Source organism: Nonomuraea sp. NPDC050383 (genome assembly GCF_044459125.1).
GTDB lineage: Bacteria > Actinomycetota > Actinomycetes > Streptosporangiales > Streptosporangiaceae > Nonomuraea.
The window spans coordinates 41,078-64,249 of sequence record NZ_JBITIP010000011.1; the positions used below are offsets into that span (position 1 = coordinate 41,078).

Below are 23,172 nucleotides of genomic sequence, written 5' to 3' on the forward strand. Positions count from 1 at the left end.
GATGGCCGAGGACGCCGTCCTGCTCCGGGAGGGCCTGGTCGGCCTCCTCGAACGGTTCGGCCACACCGTGCTCGCCGCCGTCGGAGACGCGCCCGCGCTGATCGAGGCCGCCACCGAGCACCGGCCGGACGTCGTGGTCACCGACGTGCGCATGCCGCCCGGCTTCTCCGACGAGGGGCTGCGCGCCGCCCTGGAGCTGCGCCGGGCGCGCCCGGAGCTGGCCGTGCTCGTGCTCAGCCAGTACGTCGAGCAGACCTACGCCGCCGAGCTGCTCGACTCGGAGGGCGGCGCCGGCATCGGCTACCTGCTGAAGGACCGCGTCGGTGACGTGCGGGAGTTCGTGGACGCGCTCGACCGCGTGGCCGCCGGGGGCACGGTCGTCGATCCCGAGGTGGTGCGCCAGCTCCTGCGGCGGCGCCGCGACCCGCTGGCGCGGCTCACACCCCGCGAGCGGGAGGTGCTCGGGCTGGTCGCCGCGGGCCGCGCCAACGCCTCGATCGCGCGTGAGCTGTTCGTCACGGAGGCGGCCGTGGCCAAGCACATCGCGGGCATCTTCACCAAGCTGGACCTGCCGCCGGCCGCCGACGGCCACCGCAGGGTGCTGGCGGTCCTCGCCTACCTCCGGGGCTGAGATCGTCCGGTCAGTAAGGTTTCGTTCATGAGGGAGCAATGGCGGGAGGTCGGCGACCGGGTGTACGTCCGGCGCCACAGGTCGTACGACATGAATGTCGGCTTGGTGGTCGGCGACGGGCACTGCCTCGTACTCGACACGCGGATGTCCCACCGTGAGGCGGAGGACCTGATCGAGGCGATCAGGCGGATCACCGGCAGCCCGTGGACGGTCGTCAACAGCCACTCCCACTTCGACCACTACTTCGGCAACGCGCCGTTCCTGCCCGCCGAGATCTGGGGCCACGTGAGGTGCGCGGAGGAGATCGAGCGGTACGGGCTGGAGCAGCGCGCCAGCGTCGTCGACCGGGTGCCGGAGGCCAGGCGCGAGGAGGTGGAGGAGGTGGTGATCGTGCCGCCTGACCACACCTTCACCACCGCCGCGACGCTCGACATCGGCGGCCGGAGCGTCCACCTGCGCCACTTCGGGCTCGGCCACAGCAGCAACGACATCGTCACGTACGTGCCCGACGCCGGGGTGGTGTTCGCGGGCGACCTGGTGGAGCAGGGGGCGCCGCCGGCGTTCGGCGACTCGTACCCCCTGGACTGGCCGGAGACGGCGGCCGCCATGCTGGCCGAGCTGCCCGGCGAGGTGATCGTGCCCGGTCACGGCGCGGTGGTGGACCGCGCGTTCGCCGAGGCGCAGGTGGCGGAGCTGGCGACGGTCGCCGCGCTGGCCAGGCGGGCGCACGTGGAGGGGCTGCGCGACATGGTCAAGCAGTTCCCGTACCCCGAGGACGTCACCCGGCAGATCATCGAGCGCGCCTTCATGCAGCTCGACAGCCTCCTCGCCTGACGAGCCCGCCTCCGGCGGACCCTCGACAGCTCCGGCGGCCCCGCTTATAGTGCAAGTTGCACTATAGAAGAAGGCATCATGGCGCAGCGCCATGACCTGGCCGGGCTGACCGTGCTCGCCCTGCTCTCGGTCCGTCCCAGCCACCCCTACGAGCTGCACCGCCTCATCGTGGACACGCACAAGGACTACGTAGCCGGGCTGCCGAGGAGCATCTACCACGCGGTCGAACGGCTGGCACGCGAGGAGTTGATCGTGCCCGCGGCCACCGCGCGCGAGGGCCGCCGCCCCGAGCGGACCGTCTACGAGATCACCGACGAGGGACGGCAGGAGCTGGCCACGAGGCTGCGGCGCCTGCTGGAACGGCCCGATCCCGACCGGCGTGTCCTCGTGGCCGGGATCTCGCTGATCGGCGCGCTGCCGGTGCCCGAGGCGCGGCGCGCGCTGCGCAACCGCGCCGCCGCGCTGGAGGCGGCGGTCGGCGGCCTCGACGCGCACCTGGCGGGCATGGCCGACAACGGCCTGCCGGAGGTGCTCGCGCTGGAGCTCGACTACCAGCGGGCCGTCCAGGCGGCCGAGCTGGCCTGGGTGCGGGGCGTGCTGGAGCGGCTGGACAGCGGCGCGCTCGACTGGCCGGACACGGTCAAGCGATCACTGATGGAGCGGGTAACCGAAGGAGGCGACCATGGACAAGAGGCTGATCACTGAGGTGTCAGGCGTGGTGGAGGCGCCGGTGGAGCGCGTGCGCGAGGTGCTGGCCCGGACCCTGCTGCCGGAGGGCGCGCCGGACAGCGGCCGGTTCACCGTCGAGGACATCCCCGGGCACACCAGCACCGCCGAGGTCACGGACCGGATGATCGCCCTCCAGGGCGGATGGTGGTACCGGGGCGAGTGGACGTTCGTCCCCCACCTCGGCGGAACGCGGCTCACCTACCGGGTCTACGACGTGGCCACGAGCCTGCGCTGGGGCGTGCCGCTGGCCAACCGCTTCTTCATCGGCTACGACCGGAACACCCGCGACTCCTTCGCCGCCGGCCTGACCCGCATCGGCGCCGACCTCGGCTGCCCGGTCCACCTGTCTCCCTAGCGCCGGCCCGCCTCACCGAGGGCCGGCCCCGGTCACGTGCTCGCGGGGAGCGTGGCGCGGAAGCCGCCGTCGATCGCCACCAGAGTGCCGCCGTGCAGCCCCGCGATGTCGCGGGCGATGGGCAGACCCAGGCCCGCGCCGCCGTCGTCCCTGGCCCGCGCCTCGTCCAGCCGGGTGAACCGGTCGAACACCGCCTCCCGGTGCTCCGGCGCGATCCCCGGCCCGTCGTCGAGCACCTCCAGCACCGCGAGGCCGTCACCCGGACGCACCCGGACCGTCACCGCCGTCTCGGCGTGCCGGCGCGCGTTGTCGAGCAGGTTCGTCACCAGCCGGGCGAGGTGGCCGCGCGAGCCCCGCACCACCACGTCCGGCTCGATGTCCACCACGACCCGCGGCTCCTTCTCCTGCCCGTGGCGCACCGACTCCTCGAACGCCACCTGCCCGAGGTCGAGCGACGTCGTCCGCACCGGCTCACCGGCGTCCAGTCTGGCCAGCATGAGCAGGTCGCCGGCCAGCGCCTGGAGGCGCTCGACGTCCGCCAGCGCCTCGCGGGTCAGCTCGCTGGGCGGGGCCAGCTCCAGCCGCGCCCGCAGCGTGGCGATGGGGCTGCGCAGCTCGTGCGCGGCGTCGGCGACGAACCGCTGGTGCGTCCCGACGGCCGTCTCCAGTCGGTCGAGCGTGCCGTTGACGGTCGTGGCCAGCGCCGCGATCTCGTCGCCCGAGCGGGGCACGGGCACGCGCTGGTGCAGGTCCCGGGCGGTGATGTCGGCCATCTTGGTGCGGATCGCGGCGACCGGCCTCAGCGCCCGGGTCACCGAGAACCACGTCATCGCCGCCACCACCCCCAGCAGCGCCGGAACACCGGGCAGCAGCGCGCCGTCGAGCGCCCGCAACGCCTCCTCGGCACCGGCGCGGGAGGCCCTGGCCAGCACCGTGGAGGTCCCGTCTGCCGTGGCCACCTTCAGGGCCGCCACGGCGTACTGACGCGGCTGGGCCCACTCCGTGACGGCCAGGGACTCACCTGAGCCGCCGATGAGCAGGACGTCGGGGTCACCCATCGGCTGATCCGCCTCGGCCCCCTCATAGGTCTCCTCGGTGGGCCGCACACCGGGCTTCCCTTCGGTCCTCACGCCGGTCTTCTCTTCGGTCTTCACGCCGGGCTTCGCGTCGAGCGGGGCCGCGACCCCTACCTCCGCCGGCTCGGTCTGAACGGCCTTCACCCCCTGGATGAGCCGCGGCGCCGCCGCCACCGCCCGCCGCGCCGCCTCGGCGTCCGTGCTGGCCTCCAGACTGCCGCGCAACGTCACGACGAGTACGGCCGCGGCGACCCCCAGGGCGAGCGCCACGACCAGGGTCGCCGCCGCCGTGGCCCGCAGCCGTACCGACGACAGCCCGGCCGGCAGTGCGGTCAACAGCCGCCGCAGGGTCCGCGTCAGGCCCGCGCTCATGTCGCCTCCAACCGGTAACCGGCGCCCCGCACCGTGATCAGCGACGACCGGCCGAACGGCTGGTCGATCTTGCGCCGCAGCGCGCTGATGTAGACCTCGACGATGTTCGGGTCGCCGTCGTAGGAGAAGTCCCACGCCTGCGCGAGCAGCTCGCTCTTGGAGACCACCTCGCCCGCCCGCCGCGCCAGCCCGTGCAGCACGGCGAACTCCTTCGGCGTCAGCGCTATCTCCACCTCGCCCCTGCGGCAGCGCAGCCCCGCCGGGTCGAGCACCAGGTCGCCCACCGTGATCGACACCGGCCGCTCCCTGCCGCCCCGCCGCACCAGGGCCCGCAGCCGCGCCAGCAGCACCACGTACGAGAACGGCTTGGCCAGGTAGTCGTCGGCGCCCGTGTCGAGGGCCTCGGCCTCGTCGTAGACGCCGTCCTTGGCCGTGAGCATCATGATCGGCGTCCAGTTCCCGGCCTCGCGCAGCCGGGCGCAGACGGTGTAGCCGTTCATCCGGGGCAGCATCACGTCCAGGACGATCACGTCATAGGGGTTCTCGGTCGCCATCCACAGCCCGTCGCGGCCGTCGTGGGCCACGTCGACCGCGAAGCCCTCGCCCGACAACCCGTCCCGTACGAGACCGGCCAGCCGCCGCTCGTCCTCCACCAGTAAGAGCCGCACGCCGACCAGAGTGCCGCACGCTGCCTAAAGCCAACCTGAAGATCATTTCGGCCGCGTTCAGGCTCGCTTCAGGTACGGCGGGCCAGTCTCGGACCGTCAGATCGTGCCGAGCACCTTCCATGAAGGGAAGATGTCCATGTTGAAGAGGCGTGTCGGGATCCTGGGCGCGGTGGGCGTCCTCGCCCTGTCGATCCTCAGCGGGTCGGCGCTGGCCGACGAGACCCCGTCGCCCGCGCCCGAGGGTGCGATCGTCTGCAGGACGAGCGACGGCGAGACCCTGAGCTTCGCCAAGGGCGTCAAGGCCCTCAAAGTCGTGAAGCTCGAGGACGGCAAGGTCGTCGTCGCCGAGGGCGATCCGGGCGAGCCGGCCGAGCTCGCCCGGGTGAAGGACTTCCGCCTGGGACGCGCGGTGCCCGCGGAGAAGGCGGAAAAGGCGGAGAAGGTGGCCGAGACCCTACCCGAGGGCGCGCCGGAGCTCCGCATCAGGAAGGCCGAGCCCGGAGAGGAGGCGAAGATCCTGCGGCTCAAGGAGGGCGGCCTCAAGGAGGGCGAGCTGAAGGAGGGCAAGGTCAAGGGGGGCGAGACCGAGGTGGGCGAGGCCGTGCCCGCCCTCCCGGCCGAGGGCCCCGACGGTGTGCCGCCCAAGGGCGTCAAGGACGTCAAGGGCGTCCGCTTCACGGTGGTCTGCAAGGCCGAGAAGGAGTAGCCGGCCGGTCAGAGGGTGAACGACGGGTGCGGGCCGAGCGCCCAGTACTCGAACAGCCCGTGTCCCACCAGACCGTCGTACTCGAACCGGCCCACGGCGTCGACCAGGCCCCACATCCGGGCCGCGTCGGCCGGCAGCGTGTAGGTCACCCCCTGCACGACCGGCCCGGCGCCCTGGTACATGCCGTGCCGCCAGTCCGGTTCGAGGCCGTACCCGGTGCCGACCATGAGGTGGACCGGCAGGATCGGCGTGCAGCGCACGTCGAACGGCTTGCCTCCGGGCGGCGCGAAGGTGATCGTGGCCTCGACCACGTCGCGGGTGCCGGGCGCGTAGACGGGACGGTACTCGGGCCGGCCGAGGTACTCCTCCTCGCGGCCGTCCGACCACACCCGGGTGGCCTCTTCCAGCACCCGGCGCCCGCGCTCGTCCTCCTGCACGATGCAGAGGATGGCGTGGTCGTCGAACATCATCGGCGCGTACAGCCAGTAGAACGTCCCGGCGTTCCTGGCCTGGACGCCGGGCGGCTCCGGCTCGCCGACGGGCCGGACGCCCCAGGACCGGTCCCGGGTGCCCTGCCATCGGTCGGGGGTGACCGGGATCTCCTCGGAGCCCACGCGGATGTGGCCGGTCCACCTCCCGGTCTGCGCGAGCCGTACCGAGTCGAAGATGACCCGTTCCTGCCGGCGCAGGAAGTGCCGGGGCTCCAGTGTCGCCGGGATCGTGCCCTCCCAGGCGAGGTCGAAGGACAGGCCATGCTCGTTCGGCTCCAGCACGACGCGGAGCCGTTTGAGCCCTTCGACGACCTCGACCCGGAACGGGCCGATCCCGGTGTCCATCCGGTCGGCGCCCAGCTCGCGGGAGGCGCGCACGACGCGGTGCAGGTCGCGGTTGGCGTCACGGTGCCGCACGCAGGCGAACGCGTCGGTGACGCCCAGGTTGGGGTACTGGCCGAGGCCGATGATCAGCATCAGCTCGTCCGTGCCGGCGTGGCAGTTGAAGTAGTAGCGGTCGTAGAAGTTGCGGTCGGACGTGGTCACGTGCCGCATGACCTCGGCGGCCTGGTGGACGGGGTGGTCGTCGAGCGGTGACAGGCTCATGCCGCTCGTTCTAACAAGCGCTTGGTACGCCGTCAACGCCGCCCCGCCGGTGCCGTGAAACGCGAAAGTGCGCCCCCTTGAGGTGGGGGCGCACTTTCGCGCTGATTCACTGCATCTTGTGCGCTGCCTCGTCCGTCGTCTCGGTGACGGTGGACGCGGCGTTCTCCGTGGATTGGGCGGTCTTGTCCGCCTTCTCGCTCACCCAACGCGACGCGTCGGACGCGGAGTCCTTCATCTGATCCGTCCACTGCTGCGCGTTACGGCGATAGGCCATGTAGCCCATCGCGCCCACGGCGACACCAGTGATCAGAATCATGATCGGCCAACGCCGCGATCTGGCGGGCGTCGGGTCGATCCTGTCGGCCGCCGCGGTCAGCATCGAGCTGACCTTGGGAGCGAACTGGTCCTCCACCCGATGCGCGGCGTCCTCCAGCCTCGGTGCCGCCCAGTAACGGGCGTCCTCGATGCGCTGGGCGGTGGCGAACCTGGCCTGGTCGGCCATGATCCTGGCCTGATCGGCCATCACCTTGGCCTGGTCGGCCATGGGTGCAACACGCTGACCGGTCTCGACGGCCCGGGCCTTCATGCGGCCCATCCACGTGGCGGGAACCTCTATGACCACGCGGCGTCTTCTTAGTGTCAGGGACACGACAACCTCCCCTGTCGTTGGGGCCCCGAGCCTGACCTTCCCGGTAGAAGGCGGCTCAATCATGACGAGCCGTGGGAGGATGGCCCGGAGGCCTAACGGCCATAGTCAACGAAACACCACAGAACTAACCGTGTGCATAGAGGGGGGCAGCTGTCTCGTGGCTGAGAAGCTGATCGCAAACCTGCAGACCAATCACGGCACCGTCAAGGTCGAACTCTTCCCCAACCAGGCGCCCAAGACCGTGCGGAACTTCGTGGAGCTCGCCGAGGGCAACCGCGAGTGGACCCACCCGGGCACCGGCGAGAAGAGCACCGGCAAGTACTACGACGGCACGATCTTCCACCGGGTGATCTCCGGCTTCATGATCCAGGGTGGTGACCCGCTCGGCCAGGGCATCGGCGGCCCCGGTTACGAGTTCGACGACGAGATCCACCCGGACCTCTACTTCAACCGTCCCTACCTGCTGGCCATGGCCAACGCGGGCGTCCGCTTCGGCAAGGGCACCAACGGCTCGCAGTTCTTCATCACGGTCGTCCCGACGCCGCACCTCAACGGCCGGCACACCATCTTCGGCGAGGTCGTCGAGGGCCAGGACGTCATCGACTCGATCGCCAAGACCCGCACGGGCCGCAACGACCGCCCGGTCGAGGACGTCGTGCTGGAGTCGGTGACGATCGAGCGCGTCCAGGGCTGAGCCCAGGCTCGGCCCGGGACCCGGGTCGGAGGCTGAGGGGCGGCGTCGGCGCACGCGGCAGGGCCGGTGAGGCCGTAGGCTGCGGGCATGACCAGCCAGCCGCCCCTGCCCCCGGAGCAGCCCGCGGAGGCCGTGCCGACGTGCTACCGGCATCCCCAGCGGGAGACCTGGGTCCGCTGCCAGCGCTGCGAACGGCCGATCTGCCCCGACTGCATGCGCGACGCCGCCGTGGGCTTCCAGTGCCCCGAGTGCGTGGCCGAGGGCGGCAAGGGCATGCGCCAGGCGAGGTCCACGTTCGGCGGCGCGGTCGTCCGCACGCCGTACGTGACCTGGGCGCTCCTGGCGATCAACGTTCTGGCCTTCGGCATCCAGCAGCTTCCGAACGACCCGCTCTCTCTGCGCTTCGCCATGTGGCCGAACGGGGTGGCCCAGGGGGGCGAGTACTACCGGCTGCTCACCGGCGCGTTCCTCCACCGGGACATCCTGCACATCCTGTTCAACGGCTGGGCGCTCTACGTCATCGGCCCCTACCTGGAGCGTGCCTTCGGCCATGTCCGCTACCTGGCCGTCTACCTGCTCAGCGCGCTGGGCGGCTCGGTGCTCAGCTACTGGCTCGACCCGCTCAACACGGCGACGATCGGCGCGTCAGGCGCTGTCTTCGGCCTGTTCGGCGCGGTGTTCGTGGTCGGCCGCAGGCTGAACCTGGACGTGCGCGGCATCGCCCTGATCATCGGCCTCAACCTGGTGTTCACGTTCGTGGTGTCCGGCATCAGCTGGACCGGCCACATCGGCGGACTGATCACCGGCTCGGCCCTCGCCGCCGCGATGGCCTACGCCCCCCGGAGCAACCGGGCCCTGTGGCAGGCGCTGGCGCTCGCGGGGGCGCTGGTCGTACTCGTGGCACTCGTCGTCGTACGGACCACGGCCATTCTCGGCACCGCCGGGTGAACGGCCGGTGACCCGGCGTCCCCAGGGTGTGGAAAAGACTGTGGAAAGATCTAACGCCAGCGGGTGGAGAGCACCACACCGAAGATGATGAAAACGAACCCGATCAGCAGGTTCCAGGCCTCGAGGTCCTTGATCAGGGGCGCCTGCTGCGGGGCCACGTAGTACGTGGCGATCCACAGGATGCCGATGATCCACGACGCCACCATCGTCGGCGCCAGCCAGCGCGGGCTGACCTTGACCTGCTGGGACTTCTGCGGCGGCGTGTAGACCGCCTTCTTGCGAGCCTTCGACTTGGGCACTGGATGACTCCTGCTGAGGGCCTGGGCTTCCGGATCGTCCACAGGCTCTTCGTTTAGCGTAGTTGAGACAGCGTAGCCGAGAGCGGCGAGCTTGGGACCGGCCCAGGATAGTCGCCACGCGCATGACATGGCGATCCCTCACGAACCGTAGCGGCGCGCCTACGCTGTGGGGGTGAGGGCCACGCTACGGGCCGTGGGGGAGCTGTGCATCACCGCGGGCCTCGTACTCCTGCTGTTCTGCGCCTACCTGCTCTGGGGCACGGGCGCCTACACCGACCGTGAGCAGCCGCTGCTGGAGCAGGAGCTGGCCCGCGAGCAGTCGGGCGGCGAGCAGCAGGGCGACGACGGCCGCCCGAAGCGGCTCAAGAAGATCAAGCTCGGCCACGCGGTGGCCCTGCTGCGCATGCCCAGGCTGGGCAACGACTACAAGTACGCCGTGATCGAGGGCGTGTCGGTCGAGGACCTGCGCAAGGGCCCCGGCCACTACCCCGGCACCGCCCTGCCGGGCCAGAAGGGCAACTTCGTCGTCTCCGGCCACCGCACCACCTACGGCGCGCCGTTCAACCAGATCGACGAGCTGAAACGCGGCGACGAGATCGTCGTGGACGCCCGCGAGGCCCGCTACACCTACCGGGTGACCTACCACGAGGTCGTGCTGCCCACCGACCTGGACGTCATCGCCCCGGTGCCCGGCAAGCCCCAGCGCAAGCCGTCCAAGGCGTTCATCACGCTCACCACCTGCCACCCCGAGTACTCCGCCGCGCAGCGCTACATCGTGCACGGGGTGCTCGACCGCGTCGAGCTCAGGAAGGACTGATCACGTGTACGGCTGGATCTGGCGCAGGCTCCCCGGCCCCACGGCCGTCAAGGCACTGCTGGCCGCCGTGCTGGCCGGCATCGCGGTGGCCGTACTGTGGTATCGGGTGTTTCCGCTGCTCGAACCCCTGATGACGCTGGACGAGGTGACGGTTACGCAATGACCCGTGTGCTGGTGGTGGACAACCACGACAGCTTCGTCCACACCATCGTCCAGTACCTGCGCGAGCTGGGCGCCACGTGCGACGTGCGCCCGCGCGACGAGGTGGCCGTGACCGACGCCGCCGGCTTCGACGGCGTCCTCATCAGCCCGGGTCCGGGCACCCCCGAGGCGGCGGGCGTCAGCGTGCCCCTGGTGCGCCGGGCCGCCGAGGAGGGCCGGCCGCTGCTCGGCGTCTGCCTCGGCCACCAGGCCATCGCCCACGCCTACGGCGCCACCGTCTCCCGCGCGCCGGAGATCGTCCACGGTCGCACCAGCGCGATCGCCCACGACGGCCGGGGCGTGTTCGCGTCGCTGCCCTCGCCGGTGCGGATGACCCGCTACCACTCGCTGGCCGTACGCCCCGAGACGGTCCCCGGCGAGCTCCAGGTGAGCGCCCGCACCGACGACGGCGTCATCATGGGCCTGCGCCACCGCGAGGCCCCGATCGAGGGCGTCCAGTTCCATCCCGAGTCGGTGCTGTCCGAGCACGGCCACCGGCTGCTCGCCAACTGGCTGAGCGCGATCGGGTAGCGCGATCGTGTAACGCGCGGCCCGGCCGCCACGACTCACAGATGAGCGTCCCCGCCGTTGCCCCCGAGCGGCGGGGACGCTCTTTCGCTTGGCCCGGCCGCAGGGGAGCCGCAGGCCGTTCTCGCCGCGTTCCCCGGGGCCGGCGTTCATCCACAGGCGCTCCTGGCGGCTCTCAGGCGCCCACAGGCCCGCCCGAAGCCACCGAAAAGCGGAGGAGCCGCCTCCCAGCCGGGAGGCGGCTCCTCAGACGCTCAGAGCGCCCTCACGTCATCCGAAGCCGTCGTCGCCGGTCGGATCCTCGATCGTCGTCTGATCGTCCGTCGGCTCGTCGGTGGGCAGCGTCGGATCGGGCTCCTGCGTGAACGTCGGCTGGTCCGTGGGCTGCGACTGGTCGGGCCCCTTGGAGACCTCGAGCGTGATGGTCGTGCCGGGAGACAGCTTGGCGTCCGGGCCGGGGCTCTGCCGGAAGACCGTGCCCTCGGTGGCCTGCTCGTTGAACTGCTCACTGATCTTGACCTTGAAGCCGGCCGCCTCCAGCGCCGCCCTGGCCTCGTCGGCCGTCATGCCGGTGACGTTCGGGACCGTGGTCAGCTCCTTGGGCACGTACAGCGTGACGCTGCCGCCGTCCTCGACCTCCTCGCCCGCGGCGGGATCGGTGGAGATGACCGTGCCCTGCTTCCTGGTGGAGGACTTGGTCTTGATCGTGGCGGTCAGGCCCTCCTTCCGGAGGAGCTCGGTGGCCTCCTCCCTGGTGAGCCCGATGAGCCCGTCAGGCACCTTGACCTTCTTCTTGCCCTTGGACACGACGACCTTGACCGTCGCGCCCTTCTCGACCTCGGCGCCCGCCGCCGGATCGGTCTTGATGACGGTCTTCGGGTCGTACTCGTCGCTGAACTCGCGGACGACCTGGGGCTTCAGCCCGAGACCGGTCAGCTCGGCGACCGCGGCCTGCTCGGTCTGCGTCTCCAGCGAGGGGACCTTGAGCGCCTGCGCCGCCGGCGTGTCGGTGTTGCTGAGGAAGGCGTAGCCCACGCCGATGAACGCGCCGATGACGAGCAGCGGGACGAGGATCCACGCCGCCGTCTTCAGCGCGGTGTTGCCCCCGCCGCCACTGGCCCGCCGCCGGCCGCCGCCGCCCCTGCCGCCGCCACGGTCGTCGTCGTACTCGTACGGCGGGACGGCTGTGCTGCGCTGCGTCGCCGGGCCCGCGGCCTGCTGCGTCGAGGTCATCATGCGGGTGGTCGGGGCGTACGTGTTGTTCATGGCGATCGTCTGGGCGTCGACCGGCATGCCGGACATCGCCCGCTGGATGTCGGCGCGCATCTCGGTCGCGCTCTGGTAGCGATGCGCCGGGTCCTTGGCCATGGCCTTGAGCACGATCGCGTCGGCCCACTGCGGGATCTCCGGGTCGATCTGCGACGGCGGGATCGGCTCCTCGCGCACGTGCTGGTAGGCGATCGCGACGGGCGAGTCGCCGGTGAACGGCGGCTGGCCGGTCAGCAGCTCGTACAGCACGCAGCCGGTGGAGTAGATGTCGCTGCGCGCGTCGACGCGCTCGCCGCGCGCCTGCTCGGGCGACAGGTACTGGGCGGTCCCTATCACCTGCGCGGTCTGCGTCATCGTCGCGGCGGAGTCGGCCATCGCGCGGGCGATGCCGAAGTCCATCACCTTGACGTCGCCCGCCCGGGTGATCATGACGTTGGCCGGCTTGATGTCGCGGTGCACGATGCCGCCGCGGTGGCTGTAGTCGAGCGCCCGCAGGATGCCGTCGACCAGCTCGACCGCCCGCTCCGGCAGCAGCCGCCGGTCGGCCCGGAGCAGGTCGCGCAGGGTGCGCCCGTCGACGTACTCCATCACGATGTAGGGCACGGGGGCGCCCTCGCTGACGTCCTCGCCGGTGTCGTAGACCGCGACGACGGCCGGGTGGTTCAGCGAAGCCGCGGACTGCGCCTCACGGCGGAAACGGGCCTGGAAGGTGTGATCGCGCGCCAGATCCGACCGGAGAGTCTTGATCGCGACTATGCGGTCCAGCCGGATGTCCCGGGCACGATACACCTCAGCCATGCCGCCGCGCCCGACGACACCGTCGAGCTCGTAGCGACCTCCGAGTAGCCGAGGCTGAGTCATTTCCTGCACTGTCCCTTACCGTTCATCTTGGGTACCGCGGTCTGCGCGGAGCCGCCGGTGTCCATCATCGACCCCATGACGCGTCACGTCCCATCCTTCGGCGGGTTTGTCGCCGCCGGGTCAGGTGAAGCGCTCTGTGTCTGACTTGTCGGCGTCGTCGTGGGCTTCGGAGTCGGTGTGGGGGTCGGGGTACGGGTGGTCGGGGTGGGTCGGGGTGTCGGCTTCTGGGTAGGAGTCGCCGACTTGTCAACGGTAGCCGACCGTGAGGGTACCGGCCGTTTGGACTTCGCCGTAATCGCGGGCGGGCGCCGCGTGCGTTTGGCCTTGGCCGTGCGGGTGTGCGTCGGCGTCGGCGTGGCCGAGCCGGCGCCGGACGGCTCCGTGACGTCCGGCGGCCGCGTGGGCGCGTCGCGCTCGGCGAGCGTCATGGCGCCGAACCCGACCGCGGCCAGGCAGCCGGCCGCGGCGACGACGGCCAGCGCCCGCGCGCCGGTGCCCTTGCGCTGGGAGGGCCGCCGAGCCGGACGCCGCGCCACAGTGGCCGGCACGCCCCCGCCCATCAGGTCGTAGGTCGGGTCATCGCCCTGACCCGGCCCGCCCTGACCCGGCCGGGTCGGTCCCGGCCCGGTCTGCCCGGGACCGCTCCGCTCGTGGACGCGGAAGCCGTCGGGGTCGGTGAGCATGCTGAGCTCCACGCTCGGCTCGTGCCCCACCAGCGAGTCACGCAGCACGTACGCCCGGTCGGCCAGCTCCCGCGCGGAGCCGGGCCGGCGCGCCGGGTCCTTCGACAGCAGCGCCATGACCAGGTCGCGTACCGGGGCCGGCACGTCGACGCCGAGCGGCGGCGGCTGCTCGTTGAGATGCTGGAGCGCGATCGCCACCTGGCTCTCGCCCCGGAACGGGGTGCGGCCCGCCAGGCACTCGTAGACGACGATGCCGAGGGAGTACAGGTCGGTGGCGGGCGTGAGCGGCAGGCCCTGCGCCTGCTCCGGGCTGACGTACTGCGCGGTGCCGAGCACGGTGCCGGTCTGCGTCACCGGCGCGGCCTCCAGCGCGCGGGCGATGCCGAAGTCGGTCACCTTGATGTGGCCGTCGGGCGTCACCAGCAGGTTGCCCGGCTTGACGTCGCGGTGCACGACCCCGGCGGCGTGGGCGGTGTGCAGCGCCTTGGCGGTCTGCTGGAGCACGTCCAGCGCCACCTCGGGGCCCAGCGCGCCGTTGCGGGCCAGGATGGCCGACAGCGGCTCGCCGTGGACCAGCTCCATCACGAGGTAGGCCAGGTCGTTCTGCTCGCCGTAGTCGAAGACCTGCGCGATGCCGGGGTCGGCCAGCGCCGCGGTGATGCGCGCCTCGTTGCGGAACCGCGCGCGGAACGTGGGGTCGCCGTGGATGTGGCTGCGCAGCACCTTGACCGCCACCTCGCGGCCCAGCAGCTCGTCGCGGGCACGCCAGACCTCCCCCATACCGCCCATGGCGATGCGGGAGAGGAGGTGATAGCGGTTACCGAGCCGCATGACCCGGCACGTTGCCGTCGATCAATTCTTCAGCACCGCCTCCATCACCTGCTTGGCGATCGGCGCGGCGGTGTGGCCGCCCGTCGCCTCGGCACCCACGTTGGCGGCGCCCGACTCGACGATGACCGCGATCGCGATCTGCGGGTCATTGGCCGGGGCGAACGAGATGAACCACGCGTGCGGGGGCTGGCCGTCGCTGGTCTCGGCCGTGCCGGTCTTGCCGGCCACCTGGACGCCCGGGATCTGCGCGAGGTTGGCGGTGCCGTTGTTGACGACGCTGACCATCATCTCGCGCAGCTTGCCCGCCGTCTCGGAGCTGACCGCCTCGCTCAGCTCCTGCGGGTCGGCGTCCTCGATCGAGTCGCCCTTGCTGTCGGTGATCTTGTTCACGAGGTACGGCTTCATGACCGTGCCGTTGTTGGCGATGCCCGCGGCGATCATGGCCATCTGCAGCGGCGTCATCCGGTTGCTGCGCTGCCCGATCGAGGCCATCGCCAGGGCCGCCTTGTCCTCTTCCTTGCCGAAGTCACTCTGGGTCACCGACATCGGGACACCGAGCTGCTCCCCCATGCCGAACTTCTCGGTCTGCTCCTTCATCTTGTCGTAGCCGAGCTCCATGCCGATGGATCCGAACGGCGTGTTGCAGGACTTCTCCAGCGCGAAGACCAGCGGGACCTTGCCGGCGCCGCAGGCGGCGCCGCCGTAGTTGGGCAGGCTGATGGTGGTGCCGGGCAGGGGCAGCCGCTGCGGCGCGTCCACGGTGGTGTCCGGCCCGCGCGAGGAGTCGTCCTCCAGGTACGCGGCCGCGGTGACCACCTTGAACGTGGAGCCGGGCGGGTAGGTCTGGCGGATGGCGCGGTTGAGCAGCGGCTGGCCCTTCTCCTTGGCCAGCTCGTCGTAGTGGGCGAACACCTTGCTCTTGTTGGTGCCGGACAGCTCGGCCGGGTCGTAGGTGGGCAGCGACACCATCGCGAGGATCGCACCGGTCTTCGGGTTGAGCGCCACCAGGGCGCCCCGCTTGCCGCTCCCGCGCAGGGCGTCGTACGCGGCCTTCTGCGCCTTCGGGTTGATCGTCAGGTCGACGTTGGCACCCTTGGTGGGCTCACCGGTGAACAGGTCGATGCTGCGGCGCAGCAGCAGGTCGGAGCTGGAGCCGTCGAGCAGCTTGTTCTCGGTGGCCTCGATGGCGTCCGCGCTCTCGGGCGAGAAGAAGCCGGTGACGTGCGCGTACAGCTTGCCGTCGGTGTACTGCCGGACGAAGCGGAACTCCTTGCTGTCGGTCTCGACCGACTGGGCGAGGATCTCCTTGCCACCGGCCGTGATCCGCCCGCGCTGCACGGCGTAGCGCTCGTAGAAGTTGCGGATGTTGCGCGGGTCCTCGGAGTACGTGCCGGCCTTGATCGCCTGGACGTAGTTCACGTTGACCATGAGCAGCGCGAACATGGCCAGGCAGGCCACGGCGATGCGCTTGACGGTGCTGTTCATCGCTGGAACACCTGCGTCATTCCTTCGTTCTGGATCGCCTGCGGCGGTGGCTTCCGCGCCGCGTCGGAGGTGCGTACCAGGAGGGCGATGAGGATCCAGTTCGCCAGCAGGGCCGAGCCGCCCTGCGACATGAACGGGGTGACGAGGCCCGTGAGCGGGATGAGGTTGGTCACGCCGCCGACGATGATGAACAACTGCCAGGCCAGCAGGAAGGACAGACCGCCGGCCAGCAGCTTGGTGAACGGGTCACGGGCGGCGAGCGAGGTGCGCAGACCGCGCTCGACCAGCAGGGCGTACATCATGAGCAGTGCCATCAGGCCGGTCAGGCCCAGCTCCTCGCCGGTCGCGGCGAAGATGAAGTCGGAGAACGACAGCGGGATCTGGTAGGGGTGCCCCTGGCCGAGCCCGGTGCCCAGGATGCCGCCCGCGCCGAACCCGAAAAGGGCCTGCATGGTCTGGTAGCTCTTGCCGCACATCGGGCTGCCCGGCGGGTCCTGCTGGCAGATGTCATCGTTGCCGTAGAAGATGTTGTTGGTGGGGTCCAGCCAGACGTCGAATCGGGCACCTACGTGGTCGAAGATCTGCCCGGCGACGAAGGCGCCGCCGACGAACAGCAGGATGCCGATCAGCACCCACGACGTGCGCTGGGTGGCGATGTAGAGCATCGCGATGAACGTGCCGAACAGCAGCAGTGAGGTGCCCAGGTCCTTCTCGAAGACCAGCACCAGCAGGCTGAAGCCCCAGGTGACGAGGACCGGGCCGAGGTCCCTGGCCCTGGGCAGGTCGATGAAGAGCAGCCGGCGCCCGGCCAGGGCCAGCACGTCGCGCTTGGCCACCAGGTAGCCGGTGAAGAAGACGACCAGGGCCAGCTTGGCGAACTCGCCCGGCTGGATGGAGAAGCCGCCGATGCGGATCCAGATCTTGGCCCCCTGCACCTCGCTGAGGCTGCCGGGCAGCACCGCGGGGATGGCGAGCAGGACCAGGCCGACGGCGCCCGCGGTGTAGGTCAGGCGCTGGAGCATGCGATGGTCGCGCAGCACGATCAGCGTGATCGAGAACATGGCGACGCCGAGACCGGTCCACATGATCTGGTTGGCAGCGGACGCGCCGGGCATCTTGGCGGCCTCGAGCCGGTAGATCATCACCAGGCCAAGACCGTTGATCAGGGTCACCAGCGGCAGGATCAGAGGGTCGGCCCAGGGAGCGAACTTGGCCAGGACGAGATAGGCGGCCAGCATCAGACCGCCCAGACCCAGGCCGTACGTCAGCATGCCCGCCGGGACCTTGCCGTCGACGGCCAGGCCCACGTAGGCGTAGGCGAACATCACGATGCCGACGGCCAGCGCCAGCATGAGAAGCTGCGCCCCTCGGCGCTTGGCGGGCATGGGAACGGGGGAGGCGGCCATCTCGCTCATCTAGGGCTTCGTCCTCGTGGGGCTCGGAGATGCCTTCGTGGCGCTGGGGGACGCCTTGGCGCTGTCGGGGGACGGGGACGCGCTCGCGTCGGTTACGGCCTTGTCCTTCGACCCGGTCTGGTCGTCGGCGAACCTCAGGCCGTTGATCTTCTTCAGGCCCTCGTCGACGCTGGCGACCTCGATGCCGTCCTCGATGAGCGCCTGGTCGGGGGCGGAGAGCCGGGACACGGGCTTTCCGGTGTACTTGGCCACCGAGAAGAACTGGAGCGGGCCGACTTCCTGCTGGATGCCCTGGAAAACGACCACTTCGCCGCCCCTTGCTCCGACGAAGAACTGCTCCTGGGTCCACTGCCAGCCGAAGTAGCCGCCGACACCGGCGACCACCGCCCCGACGCCGAGCACGGAGACCAGCACGGGCCACACGCGACGACGGCCGCCCGACCGCCGGGTCGCCTGCGCGCCCGGCTCGTCGAACTCGTCGTCAGTGATCACCGGCTGGGGCGCGGTCACCGCGCTCGATCGCCCCGGGGAGGTCTCCTGCGGGCCGGGTCTCAGCCGGTCCATGCCGGCCGCGCCCACCACCGCGGCCTCGGCGGGCGCCTGCTGGTCGTCGGCGATCTCCAGCACGTCGGCCAGCACGCAGGTGATGTTGTCGGGCCCGCCGCCCCTGTTGGCCAGGTCGATGAGCTGCCGGACGACCTCTTCGGGGTCGTCGATGTTGGTCAGCGTGGCGTGCAGCGTCTCCGCGCTCACCACACCCGACAGCCCGTCGGAGCACAGCAGGTAGCGATCGCCGAGCTGGGCCTCGCGCAGCGTGAGGTCGGGATCGACCTCACCGCTCCCGTCGAGCGCCCGCAGCAGGATCGAGCGCTGCGGGTGCGTCGCCGCCTCCTCGGGGGTGATGCGCCCGTCGTCGACCAGCTGCTGCACCAGCGTGTGGTCGTGGGTGATCTGGTAGAGCTCCCCGCGTCTGAGCAGGTAGGCGCGCGAGTCGCCGACGTGCACCAGGGCCACCTGGGTGCCGTGCCAGAGCATGGCGGTGAGCGTGGTGCCCATGCCCTTCAGGCTCGGGTCCCGCCCCACCATCTCGTGCAGTCTGCGGTTGGCGTCGCGTACTGCTGCCTCGATGGCGTTGAGCAGGTCACCGCCCTGCTGGGCCTCCTCCAGGGAGGCCATTGCGGCGATGGCGACGGAGCTCGCCACCTCGCCGTGTGCGTGCCCGCCCATGCCGTCGGCGACGGCCAGCAGGCGGCCGCTCGCGTACGCCGAGTCCTCGTTCCCTTCGCGGAGGAGGCCGACGTCCGAGCGGGCGGCGTAGCGGAGTGCGATGGTCATTTGCGCAATTCAATGACTGTCTTGCCGACGCGGATCGGAACACCGAGCGGCACCGGGGTCGGGCGGGTGACTTTTGAGCGGTCGAGGTACGTGCCGTTGGTCGAACCAAGATCTTCCACGATCCACTGACCGTCCTGAGGGAAGAGCCGGGCATGCCGGCTGGATGCGTAGTCATCGGTGACTACCAGCGTGGCGTCGTTCGCCCGGCCGATGGTGATGGGCGTCTCCGTGAGGTTAATGGTGGTGCCCTGCAAGGGGCCACCGGTCACGACTAGCTGGCGTGGCTCGCCCTTCTTGCTCTTCGGCTTGGCCACCGGTTTGGCGGGTTTCGCGGTCTTACGCGGACCCGAGGGAGCCGTACGTGATCCGAACAAGTCAGTCCGGATCACGCCGACTGCGGCAATGACGAAAAACCACAGCACCGCCAGGAAGGCGAGCCGGATCAGCAGCAGCGTGAGCTCGGACATGGACCGTTTGTCTACCCTTAATCGCGCCGGAACACCAGAGTCGTGCGCCCCAACGTCACTCGCGTGCCGTTCTGGAGCTCGACTCTGCGTACCGGCTGGCCGTTGACGAAAGTGCCGTTGGTCGAACCCAGGTCGACCAGGAAGACCTGGGGACCCTCCACGCGCAGCTCCGCGTGGTGGCGTGAGACGCCGGGATCGACCAGGCGGAGATCGCAGTCGGTGCCCCTGCCGAGCAGGGTCACCGGCGTGGTGAGCTCGTAGGAGCGGTCACCCTGCGGGTCGTCCTGGGTGGAGACGAGCAGCCGGGGCCGCCCGCCGAACGCGTTGGGCCGGGAAGGGGGCAGGTCGCTGGCCGGCTGGCGGATCTCGTCCTGCTCCACCGTCGCGCCGCGGATGACGCCCGACCTGATGCGGAACAGACCCACAGCGAGGTCCGCCGCCGTCTCGAACCGCACCCGGACCGGTCCCACGAAGGAGTAGCCCTGCTCCTTGGCGTACTCCCTGGCGAGGTTGGCCAGCTCGTGGCTGATGCTGTCGGCGTAGACCTCAAGCCGCTCGCTGTCGGTCGTGGACAGCTCCACCACGAAGTCGTTGGGCACGAGTGTGCGACCCTGTGCGACGATCGCCGCACGCTCGTCCATCTCCCGCTGAACCGCGCTGGCGACCTCGACCGGCTGAAGGTCAGATTTGAACGCCCGCGCAAAGGCCCCCTCAACCAAGCCTTCGAGCCTTCGCTCGAAGCGCTGAAGGACTCCCACCGGGTACCTCCCTTCCTCCGTGCATATGATCGCGGCCTCCAGGCGCTCGCGCGCCTGGCTCCGCTCGTCCCACGTCACGGCGGTCCAGGCGCTTGGTCAGCCGTCGCGCCCAGCTCATCCGCTCCCGTGTCTTATGCGATCGTATCCGGGTTCAGTACCAGCGGCTGTTCCGTGCTACTGTTTCTCCGCACCCAACAAAGGGCGGGTGGCGGAACGGCAGACGCGCACGGTTCAGGTCCGTGTGTCCGAAAGGACGTGAGGGTTCAAATCCCTCCTCGCCCACTCAGGTTCGCCGATGAAATCGGCAGAACCACACTGACGAAGACAAGCCCCGGTTCGCAAGAGCCGGGGCTTTTTCTTTCCCAGGAACCTGAGAGGTTGCGGCTGGCGCTCCCCCGGCGATGAGTGTGGGGCGGGCCACTTGCAGATCGCCTTCGGACTGCTTTCGCCGGGTTCACGGTGAGATTTCGCTCACAGCGGAGCATGGGCGCCCGGGTGAGGCGCGCGCCGGAGCCCCTCCCCGGGAGTCCGCCTGAGTGCCGGGAGTCAGCCTGAGTGCCGGGAGTCAGCCTGAGTGCCGCGGCCGGCCCGTTTCCGGACCGGCCGCGGCGTTCTCAGACGGCGGCCATGGCGGGGGCGGCCAGGGCGGCGCGGGTGTCCAGCAGCTCCCCGATCAGGTCGGTGAGCGTCACCATGCCGATGACCTCGCCGCCCTGGTCCGTGACCAGCGCCAGGTGCGCGCGGGCGTCCTGGAGCGCCGTCACGGCCTCAGGGACCTGCGTGACGCACGCCAGCCGCGGCACGGGCCGCGCCAGCCCTTCGGCCGTGGCGTCGGGCTGGAGCAGCGCCTCACGCGCGTGCAGGACGCCCCTGATGTCGCCGGGCACGCCCACCAGCAGCCGCAGGTGGCCGCTGTCGCGGGCGGTCCGCCTGATGGCCTCCGCGCCGGCCTCCGGCGGCACCGTCACGGCGTGGCCGATGGGCACCATGAGCCGCTCGATGCCCTCGGCCTGGAGCCGCAGCGCCCGGGTGAGCAGGTCGTGCTCCTCCCGGTCGAGCAGCCCCATCCGGCCGGACTCGCCCACCAGCATGGCGAGCTGCCGCGGGGTGCGGGTCGTCGCCAGCTCGTCGCGGGGCCGCACGCCGAAGGCGCGCAGTATCAGGTTCGTCAGGCCGTTCAGCGTCGACAGCAGCGGGCGCGTCACGGTCACGAACGCGCGGAAGGGCAGCGTCAGCAGCATGGCGGCCCGCTCGGGCGCGGTCAGCGCCCACGACTTGGGCGCCATCTCGCCGATCACCATGTGCAGGAACGTGACCAGCGCCAGCGCGATGGTCAGCGCGATCGGCATCCGCAGCGACTCGGGCACGCCGAGGGCCGCGAAGACCGGCTCCAGGAAGTGCTCGATCGCGGGCTCGGTGACCTGGCCGAGGCCGAGCGTGCAGAGCGTGATGCCGAGCTGCGCCCCGGCCAGCATCATCGACAGCTGGCGTCCGCCGCCCACCGCCGACCTCGCGGCGAAGCGGACCAGCCGGTTGCCGCCGCTCGCCGCCTCCTCCAGGCGGTGGCGCCGCGCGGAGACGAAGGCGAACTCCGCGGCCACGAAGACCGCGTTCAGCGCCAGCAGCACGAGGCTGAGCAGGATCATCGTCATCGGGCGGCCTCCGTCTGCAGCACCGGCGACAGGCGTACCAGTCCGGGCACCCGGCGGTCGAGCGCGACGACGGTGAGCTCGGCGAGCCGCTCCTGGCCGTCGTCCTCGGCGAACAGGTCGGGCTCGGCCGTGAGGGGCACGACCACCTGGTCGCCCGCCTCGGCCATGCGGCCCAGCCTGGCCAGGATGAGACCGGCGAGGGTGTCGTAGTCGTCGCTCTCCGGCAGGGCCACGCCGGTGGCCCGCTCGACCTCGTCGAGCCGCAGGCTGCCGGGCACGTCCCAGCCGCCGTCCGGGCGCTCCACGGCGCCGGCCGGCTCGGGGTCGTTCTCGTCGACCAGCTCGCCGACCAGCTCCTCGGCCAGGTCCTCGATGGTGATGACGCCGGCCAGGCCGCCGTACTCGTCGATGACGCAGACGATGTCGTCCTTGCCGGCCCGCATCTGCTCGATCACGGCCGGCAGCGGCAGCGAGTCGGGCACCAGGCGGGCCGGTCTGGTGATGTCGCCGACCGTCCCGCCCCCTGCCGTGCCGTCCGCCCCGATGTCGAGACCGGAGGCCAGCAGCTCGCGCACGCCCGTCACGCCGGCCACGTCGCCGTCGGCGCCCAGCACCGGGTAGCGGGAGTGGCCGCGGTCGCGCATGACCTGCACGAGGTCGGAGAGCGGCTGTGAGTCGCGCAGCGCGACCACCCGCGGGCGCGGCACCATGATCTCCTCGGCGATGCGGTCGCCGAACTCCAGGGCCCGCTCCAGCAGCTCCGACAGCCGCGGCGGCAGCTCGCCGGCCCGCGTCGACTCGGCGATGATCCGCGACAGCTCCTCCGGCGTCGCGCCGTGCTCCACCTCCTCGACCGGCTCGATGCCGACGCGCCGCAGCACGCCGGTGGCGGCCGAGTCGAACAGGCGGACCACCGGGCCGACCACGGCGAGGTAGGTGAGCGTCGAGCCGGCCAGGAACTTGGCCACGGGCTCCGGCCGCGCGATGCCGAGGTTCTTGGGCGCGAGCTCGCCGAGGACCATCTGCACGATGGTCGCGGCGACCACGCCGGCCGCCACCGACAGCCCGGTGACGGCCGCGTCGGGCAGCCCGTGGCCGTCCAGCCAGGGCCGTACGAGCGTGGCGATCGCCGGCTCGGCCAGGAAGCCGACCAGCAGCGCCGTGACCGTGATCCCGAGCTGGGCGCCGGAGAGCATGAAGGAGAGGCGGGAGGTCACCTGGAGGGCCTTGTCCGCGGCCTTGTCACCGGCCGCGGCCTGCTCGCGCAGGACGCTCCGGTCGGCCGCCACGAAGGCGAACTCCTGGGCGACGAAGTACCCGGTCGCCGCGGTGAGAAGGAGAAGGGCCAGCAGGCCCAGATAGGCGCTCACCATGGTGAGCTCTCAGAGGAACCCGTGCACCCGCACGGGCTGCTACTCCAAGGGTCCGGAGCGGACACGATCTTCCCTTCGATAGAGGTCGTCCATAACCGTAACGATCCGACTCCCCACTATGTTTCCTGCGCGTATGTTTCGCGCGCGGGCGTCAGCAGGGGCCGGTGAGCCGGCCGGCGACGGCGGTGCCCAGACCGTAGCCGGCCCAGGTGAAGGTGCTGAGCCAGGCGAAGACCTCGGTGCGGTGGCGGGCGGGGGCGTGGTCGGCGAGCAGGGTGGGCACGACGGCGTCGCGCGGCCCGGTCACCAGCCCGACCAGAGTGATCAGTACGGCGAGCGTCACGAAGCCGGGCGCCCAGCCTCCGCCGAGCAGGATGACGGCCTCTGCGAGCGAGAGCGGGACGAGCACGTGCGCATCGGTCAGGTCGAATCGCCGCGT

General features: G+C 70.9%; 25 protein-coding genes and 1 tRNA gene. 11 read left to right on the plus strand and 15 right to left on the minus strand.

Features of this window, described 5'->3' with window-relative positions:
- Nucleotide 1: 1 nt before the first annotated feature.
- The 4 genes from ACIBG4_RS26015 to ACIBG4_RS26030 all read left to right on the plus strand — a co-directional run bounded on the left by ACIBG4_RS26015 (nucleotide 2) and on the right by ACIBG4_RS26030 (nucleotide 2,549).
- A complete protein-coding gene (locus tag ACIBG4_RS26015) occupies nucleotides 2-631 on the plus strand; it encodes a response regulator (protein WP_397204247.1) in 630 nt (209 codons plus the stop codon).
- Nucleotides 632-658: 27 nt separating this feature from the next.
- A complete protein-coding gene (locus ACIBG4_RS26020) occupies nucleotides 659-1,465 on the plus strand; it encodes an MBL fold metallo-hydrolase (protein WP_397204036.1) in 807 nt (268 codons plus the stop codon).
- A gap of 78 nt (nucleotides 1,466-1,543) precedes the next feature.
- Entirely contained in the window at nucleotides 1,544-2,170 is a 627-nt protein-coding gene (locus ACIBG4_RS26025) for a PadR family transcriptional regulator (protein WP_397204037.1), read from the plus strand.
- The gene (locus tag ACIBG4_RS26030) at nucleotides 2,148-2,549 is read left to right on the plus strand and encodes a hypothetical protein (RefSeq protein ID WP_397204038.1); all 402 of its coding nucleotides are present in this window, start codon (nucleotides 2,148-2,150) and stop codon (nucleotides 2,547-2,549) included. Before ACIBG4_RS26025 ends, ACIBG4_RS26030 begins: the two co-directional genes overlap by 23 nt.
- A gap of 32 nt (nucleotides 2,550-2,581) precedes the next feature.
- On the opposite strand, the gene ACIBG4_RS26035 is transcribed toward ACIBG4_RS26030, so the two are convergent.
- Nucleotides 2,582-3,997, minus strand: a complete 1,416-nt coding sequence (locus ACIBG4_RS26035; RefSeq protein ID WP_397204039.1) for a sensor histidine kinase — start codon at nucleotides 3,995-3,997, stop codon at nucleotides 2,582-2,584.
- Nucleotides 3,994-4,665, minus strand: coding sequence for a response regulator transcription factor (locus ACIBG4_RS26040; RefSeq protein WP_355434811.1), 672 nt, complete (start codon nucleotides 4,663-4,665; stop codon nucleotides 3,994-3,996). The genes ACIBG4_RS26035 and ACIBG4_RS26040 overlap by 4 nt, the downstream gene beginning before the upstream one ends.
- Before the next feature lie 136 nt (nucleotides 4,666-4,801).
- On the opposite strand from ACIBG4_RS26040, the gene ACIBG4_RS26045 reads away from it, so the two are divergent.
- Nucleotides 4,802-5,371 carry a hypothetical protein gene (locus ACIBG4_RS26045; RefSeq protein ID WP_397204040.1) on the plus strand — a complete coding sequence of 190 codons (570 nt, stop codon included), beginning with the start codon at nucleotides 4,802-4,804 and terminating at the stop codon, nucleotides 5,369-5,371.
- Nucleotides 5,372-5,379: 8 nt separating this feature from the next.
- Here the strand turns inward: ACIBG4_RS26045 and ACIBG4_RS26050 are convergent, their stop codons facing one another.
- Both ACIBG4_RS26050 and ACIBG4_RS26055 read right to left on the minus strand, forming a co-directional pair.
- Nucleotides 5,380-6,468 carry a hypothetical protein gene (locus ACIBG4_RS26050; RefSeq protein ID WP_397204041.1) on the minus strand — a complete coding sequence of 363 codons (1,089 nt, stop codon included), beginning with the start codon at nucleotides 6,466-6,468 and terminating at the stop codon, nucleotides 5,380-5,382.
- A 106-nt stretch (nucleotides 6,469-6,574) separates the two neighbouring features.
- A complete protein-coding gene (locus tag ACIBG4_RS26055; protein ID WP_397204042.1) occupies nucleotides 6,575-7,090 on the minus strand; it encodes a hypothetical protein in 516 nt (171 codons plus the stop codon).
- A gap of 184 nt (nucleotides 7,091-7,274) precedes the next feature.
- Here ACIBG4_RS26055 and ACIBG4_RS26060 point away from each other — a divergent pair, with 184 nt between their 5' ends.
- Both ACIBG4_RS26060 and ACIBG4_RS26065 read left to right on the plus strand, forming a co-directional pair.
- Nucleotides 7,275-7,811, plus strand: a complete 537-nt coding sequence (locus ACIBG4_RS26060; protein WP_310707640.1) for a peptidylprolyl isomerase — start codon at nucleotides 7,275-7,277, stop codon at nucleotides 7,809-7,811.
- Nucleotides 7,812-7,898: 87 nt separating this feature from the next.
- The gene (locus tag ACIBG4_RS26065; RefSeq protein ID WP_397204043.1) at nucleotides 7,899-8,759 is read left to right on the plus strand and encodes a rhomboid family intramembrane serine protease; all 861 of its coding nucleotides are present in this window, start codon (nucleotides 7,899-7,901) and stop codon (nucleotides 8,757-8,759) included.
- 50 nt (nucleotides 8,760-8,809) lie between these two features.
- On the opposite strand, the gene ACIBG4_RS26070 is transcribed toward ACIBG4_RS26065, so the two are convergent.
- Nucleotides 8,810-9,058, minus strand: a complete 249-nt coding sequence (locus tag ACIBG4_RS26070) for a cell division protein CrgA (protein WP_310707638.1) — start codon at nucleotides 9,056-9,058, stop codon at nucleotides 8,810-8,812.
- Between the two features lie 172 nt (nucleotides 9,059-9,230).
- On the opposite strand from ACIBG4_RS26070, the gene ACIBG4_RS26075 reads away from it, so the two are divergent.
- From ACIBG4_RS26075 to ACIBG4_RS26085, 3 genes are read left to right on the plus strand one after another with little or no spacing between them, the layout of a single operon-like run.
- On the plus strand, nucleotides 9,231-9,875 hold the full coding sequence (locus ACIBG4_RS26075; RefSeq protein WP_310707637.1) for a class E sortase: 645 nt from the start codon (nucleotides 9,231-9,233) through the stop codon (nucleotides 9,873-9,875).
- 4 nt (nucleotides 9,876-9,879) lie between these two features.
- Nucleotides 9,880-10,038 carry a hypothetical protein gene (locus ACIBG4_RS26080; RefSeq protein WP_310707636.1) on the plus strand — a complete coding sequence of 53 codons (159 nt, stop codon included), beginning with the start codon at nucleotides 9,880-9,882 and terminating at the stop codon, nucleotides 10,036-10,038.
- Nucleotides 10,035-10,607 (plus strand): gamma-glutamyl-gamma-aminobutyrate hydrolase family protein, encoded by a 573-nt coding sequence (locus ACIBG4_RS26085; RefSeq protein WP_310707635.1) that lies wholly within the window; start codon nucleotides 10,035-10,037, stop codon nucleotides 10,605-10,607. Before ACIBG4_RS26080 ends, ACIBG4_RS26085 begins: the two co-directional genes overlap by 4 nt.
- 267 nt (nucleotides 10,608-10,874) lie before the next feature.
- On the opposite strand, the gene pknB is transcribed toward ACIBG4_RS26085, so the two are convergent.
- The 7 genes from pknB to ACIBG4_RS26120 form a co-directional block, all read right to left on the minus strand.
- On the minus strand, nucleotides 10,875-12,734 hold the full coding sequence (gene pknB / locus ACIBG4_RS26090) for a Stk1 family PASTA domain-containing Ser/Thr kinase (RefSeq protein ID WP_397204044.1): 1,860 nt from the start codon (nucleotides 12,732-12,734) through the stop codon (nucleotides 10,875-10,877).
- An 83-nt stretch (nucleotides 12,735-12,817) separates the two neighbouring features.
- A complete protein-coding gene (locus tag ACIBG4_RS26095; protein ID WP_397204045.1) occupies nucleotides 12,818-14,248 on the minus strand; it encodes a serine/threonine-protein kinase in 1,431 nt (476 codons plus the stop codon).
- Nucleotides 14,249-14,269: 21 nt separating this feature from the next.
- A complete protein-coding gene (locus ACIBG4_RS26100) occupies nucleotides 14,270-15,733 on the minus strand; it encodes a peptidoglycan D,D-transpeptidase FtsI family protein (RefSeq protein ID WP_397204046.1) in 1,464 nt (487 codons plus the stop codon).
- Nucleotides 15,730-17,148, minus strand: coding sequence for an FtsW/RodA/SpoVE family cell cycle protein (locus ACIBG4_RS26105; RefSeq protein ID WP_397204047.1), 1,419 nt, complete (start codon nucleotides 17,146-17,148; stop codon nucleotides 15,730-15,732). The genes ACIBG4_RS26100 and ACIBG4_RS26105 overlap by 4 nt, the downstream gene beginning before the upstream one ends.
- Complete coding sequence (locus tag ACIBG4_RS26110; protein ID WP_397204048.1) at nucleotides 17,149-18,483, minus strand: Stp1/IreP family PP2C-type Ser/Thr phosphatase; 1,335 nt, start codon at nucleotides 18,481-18,483, stop codon at nucleotides 17,149-17,151. It lies immediately after the preceding gene.
- Nucleotides 18,480-18,950: an FHA domain-containing protein gene (locus ACIBG4_RS26115; RefSeq protein ID WP_310707629.1), complete on the minus strand. Its 471-nt coding sequence runs from the start codon at nucleotides 18,948-18,950 to the stop codon at nucleotides 18,480-18,482. The genes ACIBG4_RS26110 and ACIBG4_RS26115 overlap by 4 nt, the downstream gene beginning before the upstream one ends.
- 17 nt (nucleotides 18,951-18,967) lie before the next feature.
- Complete coding sequence (locus ACIBG4_RS26120; RefSeq protein ID WP_310707628.1) at nucleotides 18,968-19,708, minus strand: DUF3662 and FHA domain-containing protein; 741 nt, start codon at nucleotides 19,706-19,708, stop codon at nucleotides 18,968-18,970.
- A 199-nt stretch (nucleotides 19,709-19,907) separates the two neighbouring features.
- Between ACIBG4_RS26120 and ACIBG4_RS26125 the strand changes: the two genes are divergently transcribed.
- Nucleotides 19,908-19,990 (plus strand) — tRNA-Leu (locus ACIBG4_RS26125).
- 332 nt (nucleotides 19,991-20,322) lie between these two features.
- Here ACIBG4_RS26125 and ACIBG4_RS26130 read toward each other — a convergent pair.
- From ACIBG4_RS26130 to ACIBG4_RS26140, 3 genes are all read right to left on the minus strand, one after another.
- Nucleotides 20,323-21,360 carry a hemolysin family protein gene (locus ACIBG4_RS26130; protein WP_397204049.1) on the minus strand — a complete coding sequence of 346 codons (1,038 nt, stop codon included), beginning with the start codon at nucleotides 21,358-21,360 and terminating at the stop codon, nucleotides 20,323-20,325.
- Nucleotides 21,357-22,733 (minus strand): hemolysin family protein, encoded by a 1,377-nt coding sequence (locus tag ACIBG4_RS26135; protein ID WP_397204050.1) that lies wholly within the window; start codon nucleotides 22,731-22,733, stop codon nucleotides 21,357-21,359. The genes ACIBG4_RS26130 and ACIBG4_RS26135 overlap by 4 nt, the downstream gene beginning before the upstream one ends.
- Before the next feature lie 151 nt (nucleotides 22,734-22,884).
- Entirely contained in the window at nucleotides 22,885-23,142 is a 258-nt protein-coding gene (locus ACIBG4_RS26140) for a hypothetical protein (protein WP_397204051.1), read from the minus strand.
- Nucleotides 23,143-23,172: the final 30 nt, after the last annotated feature.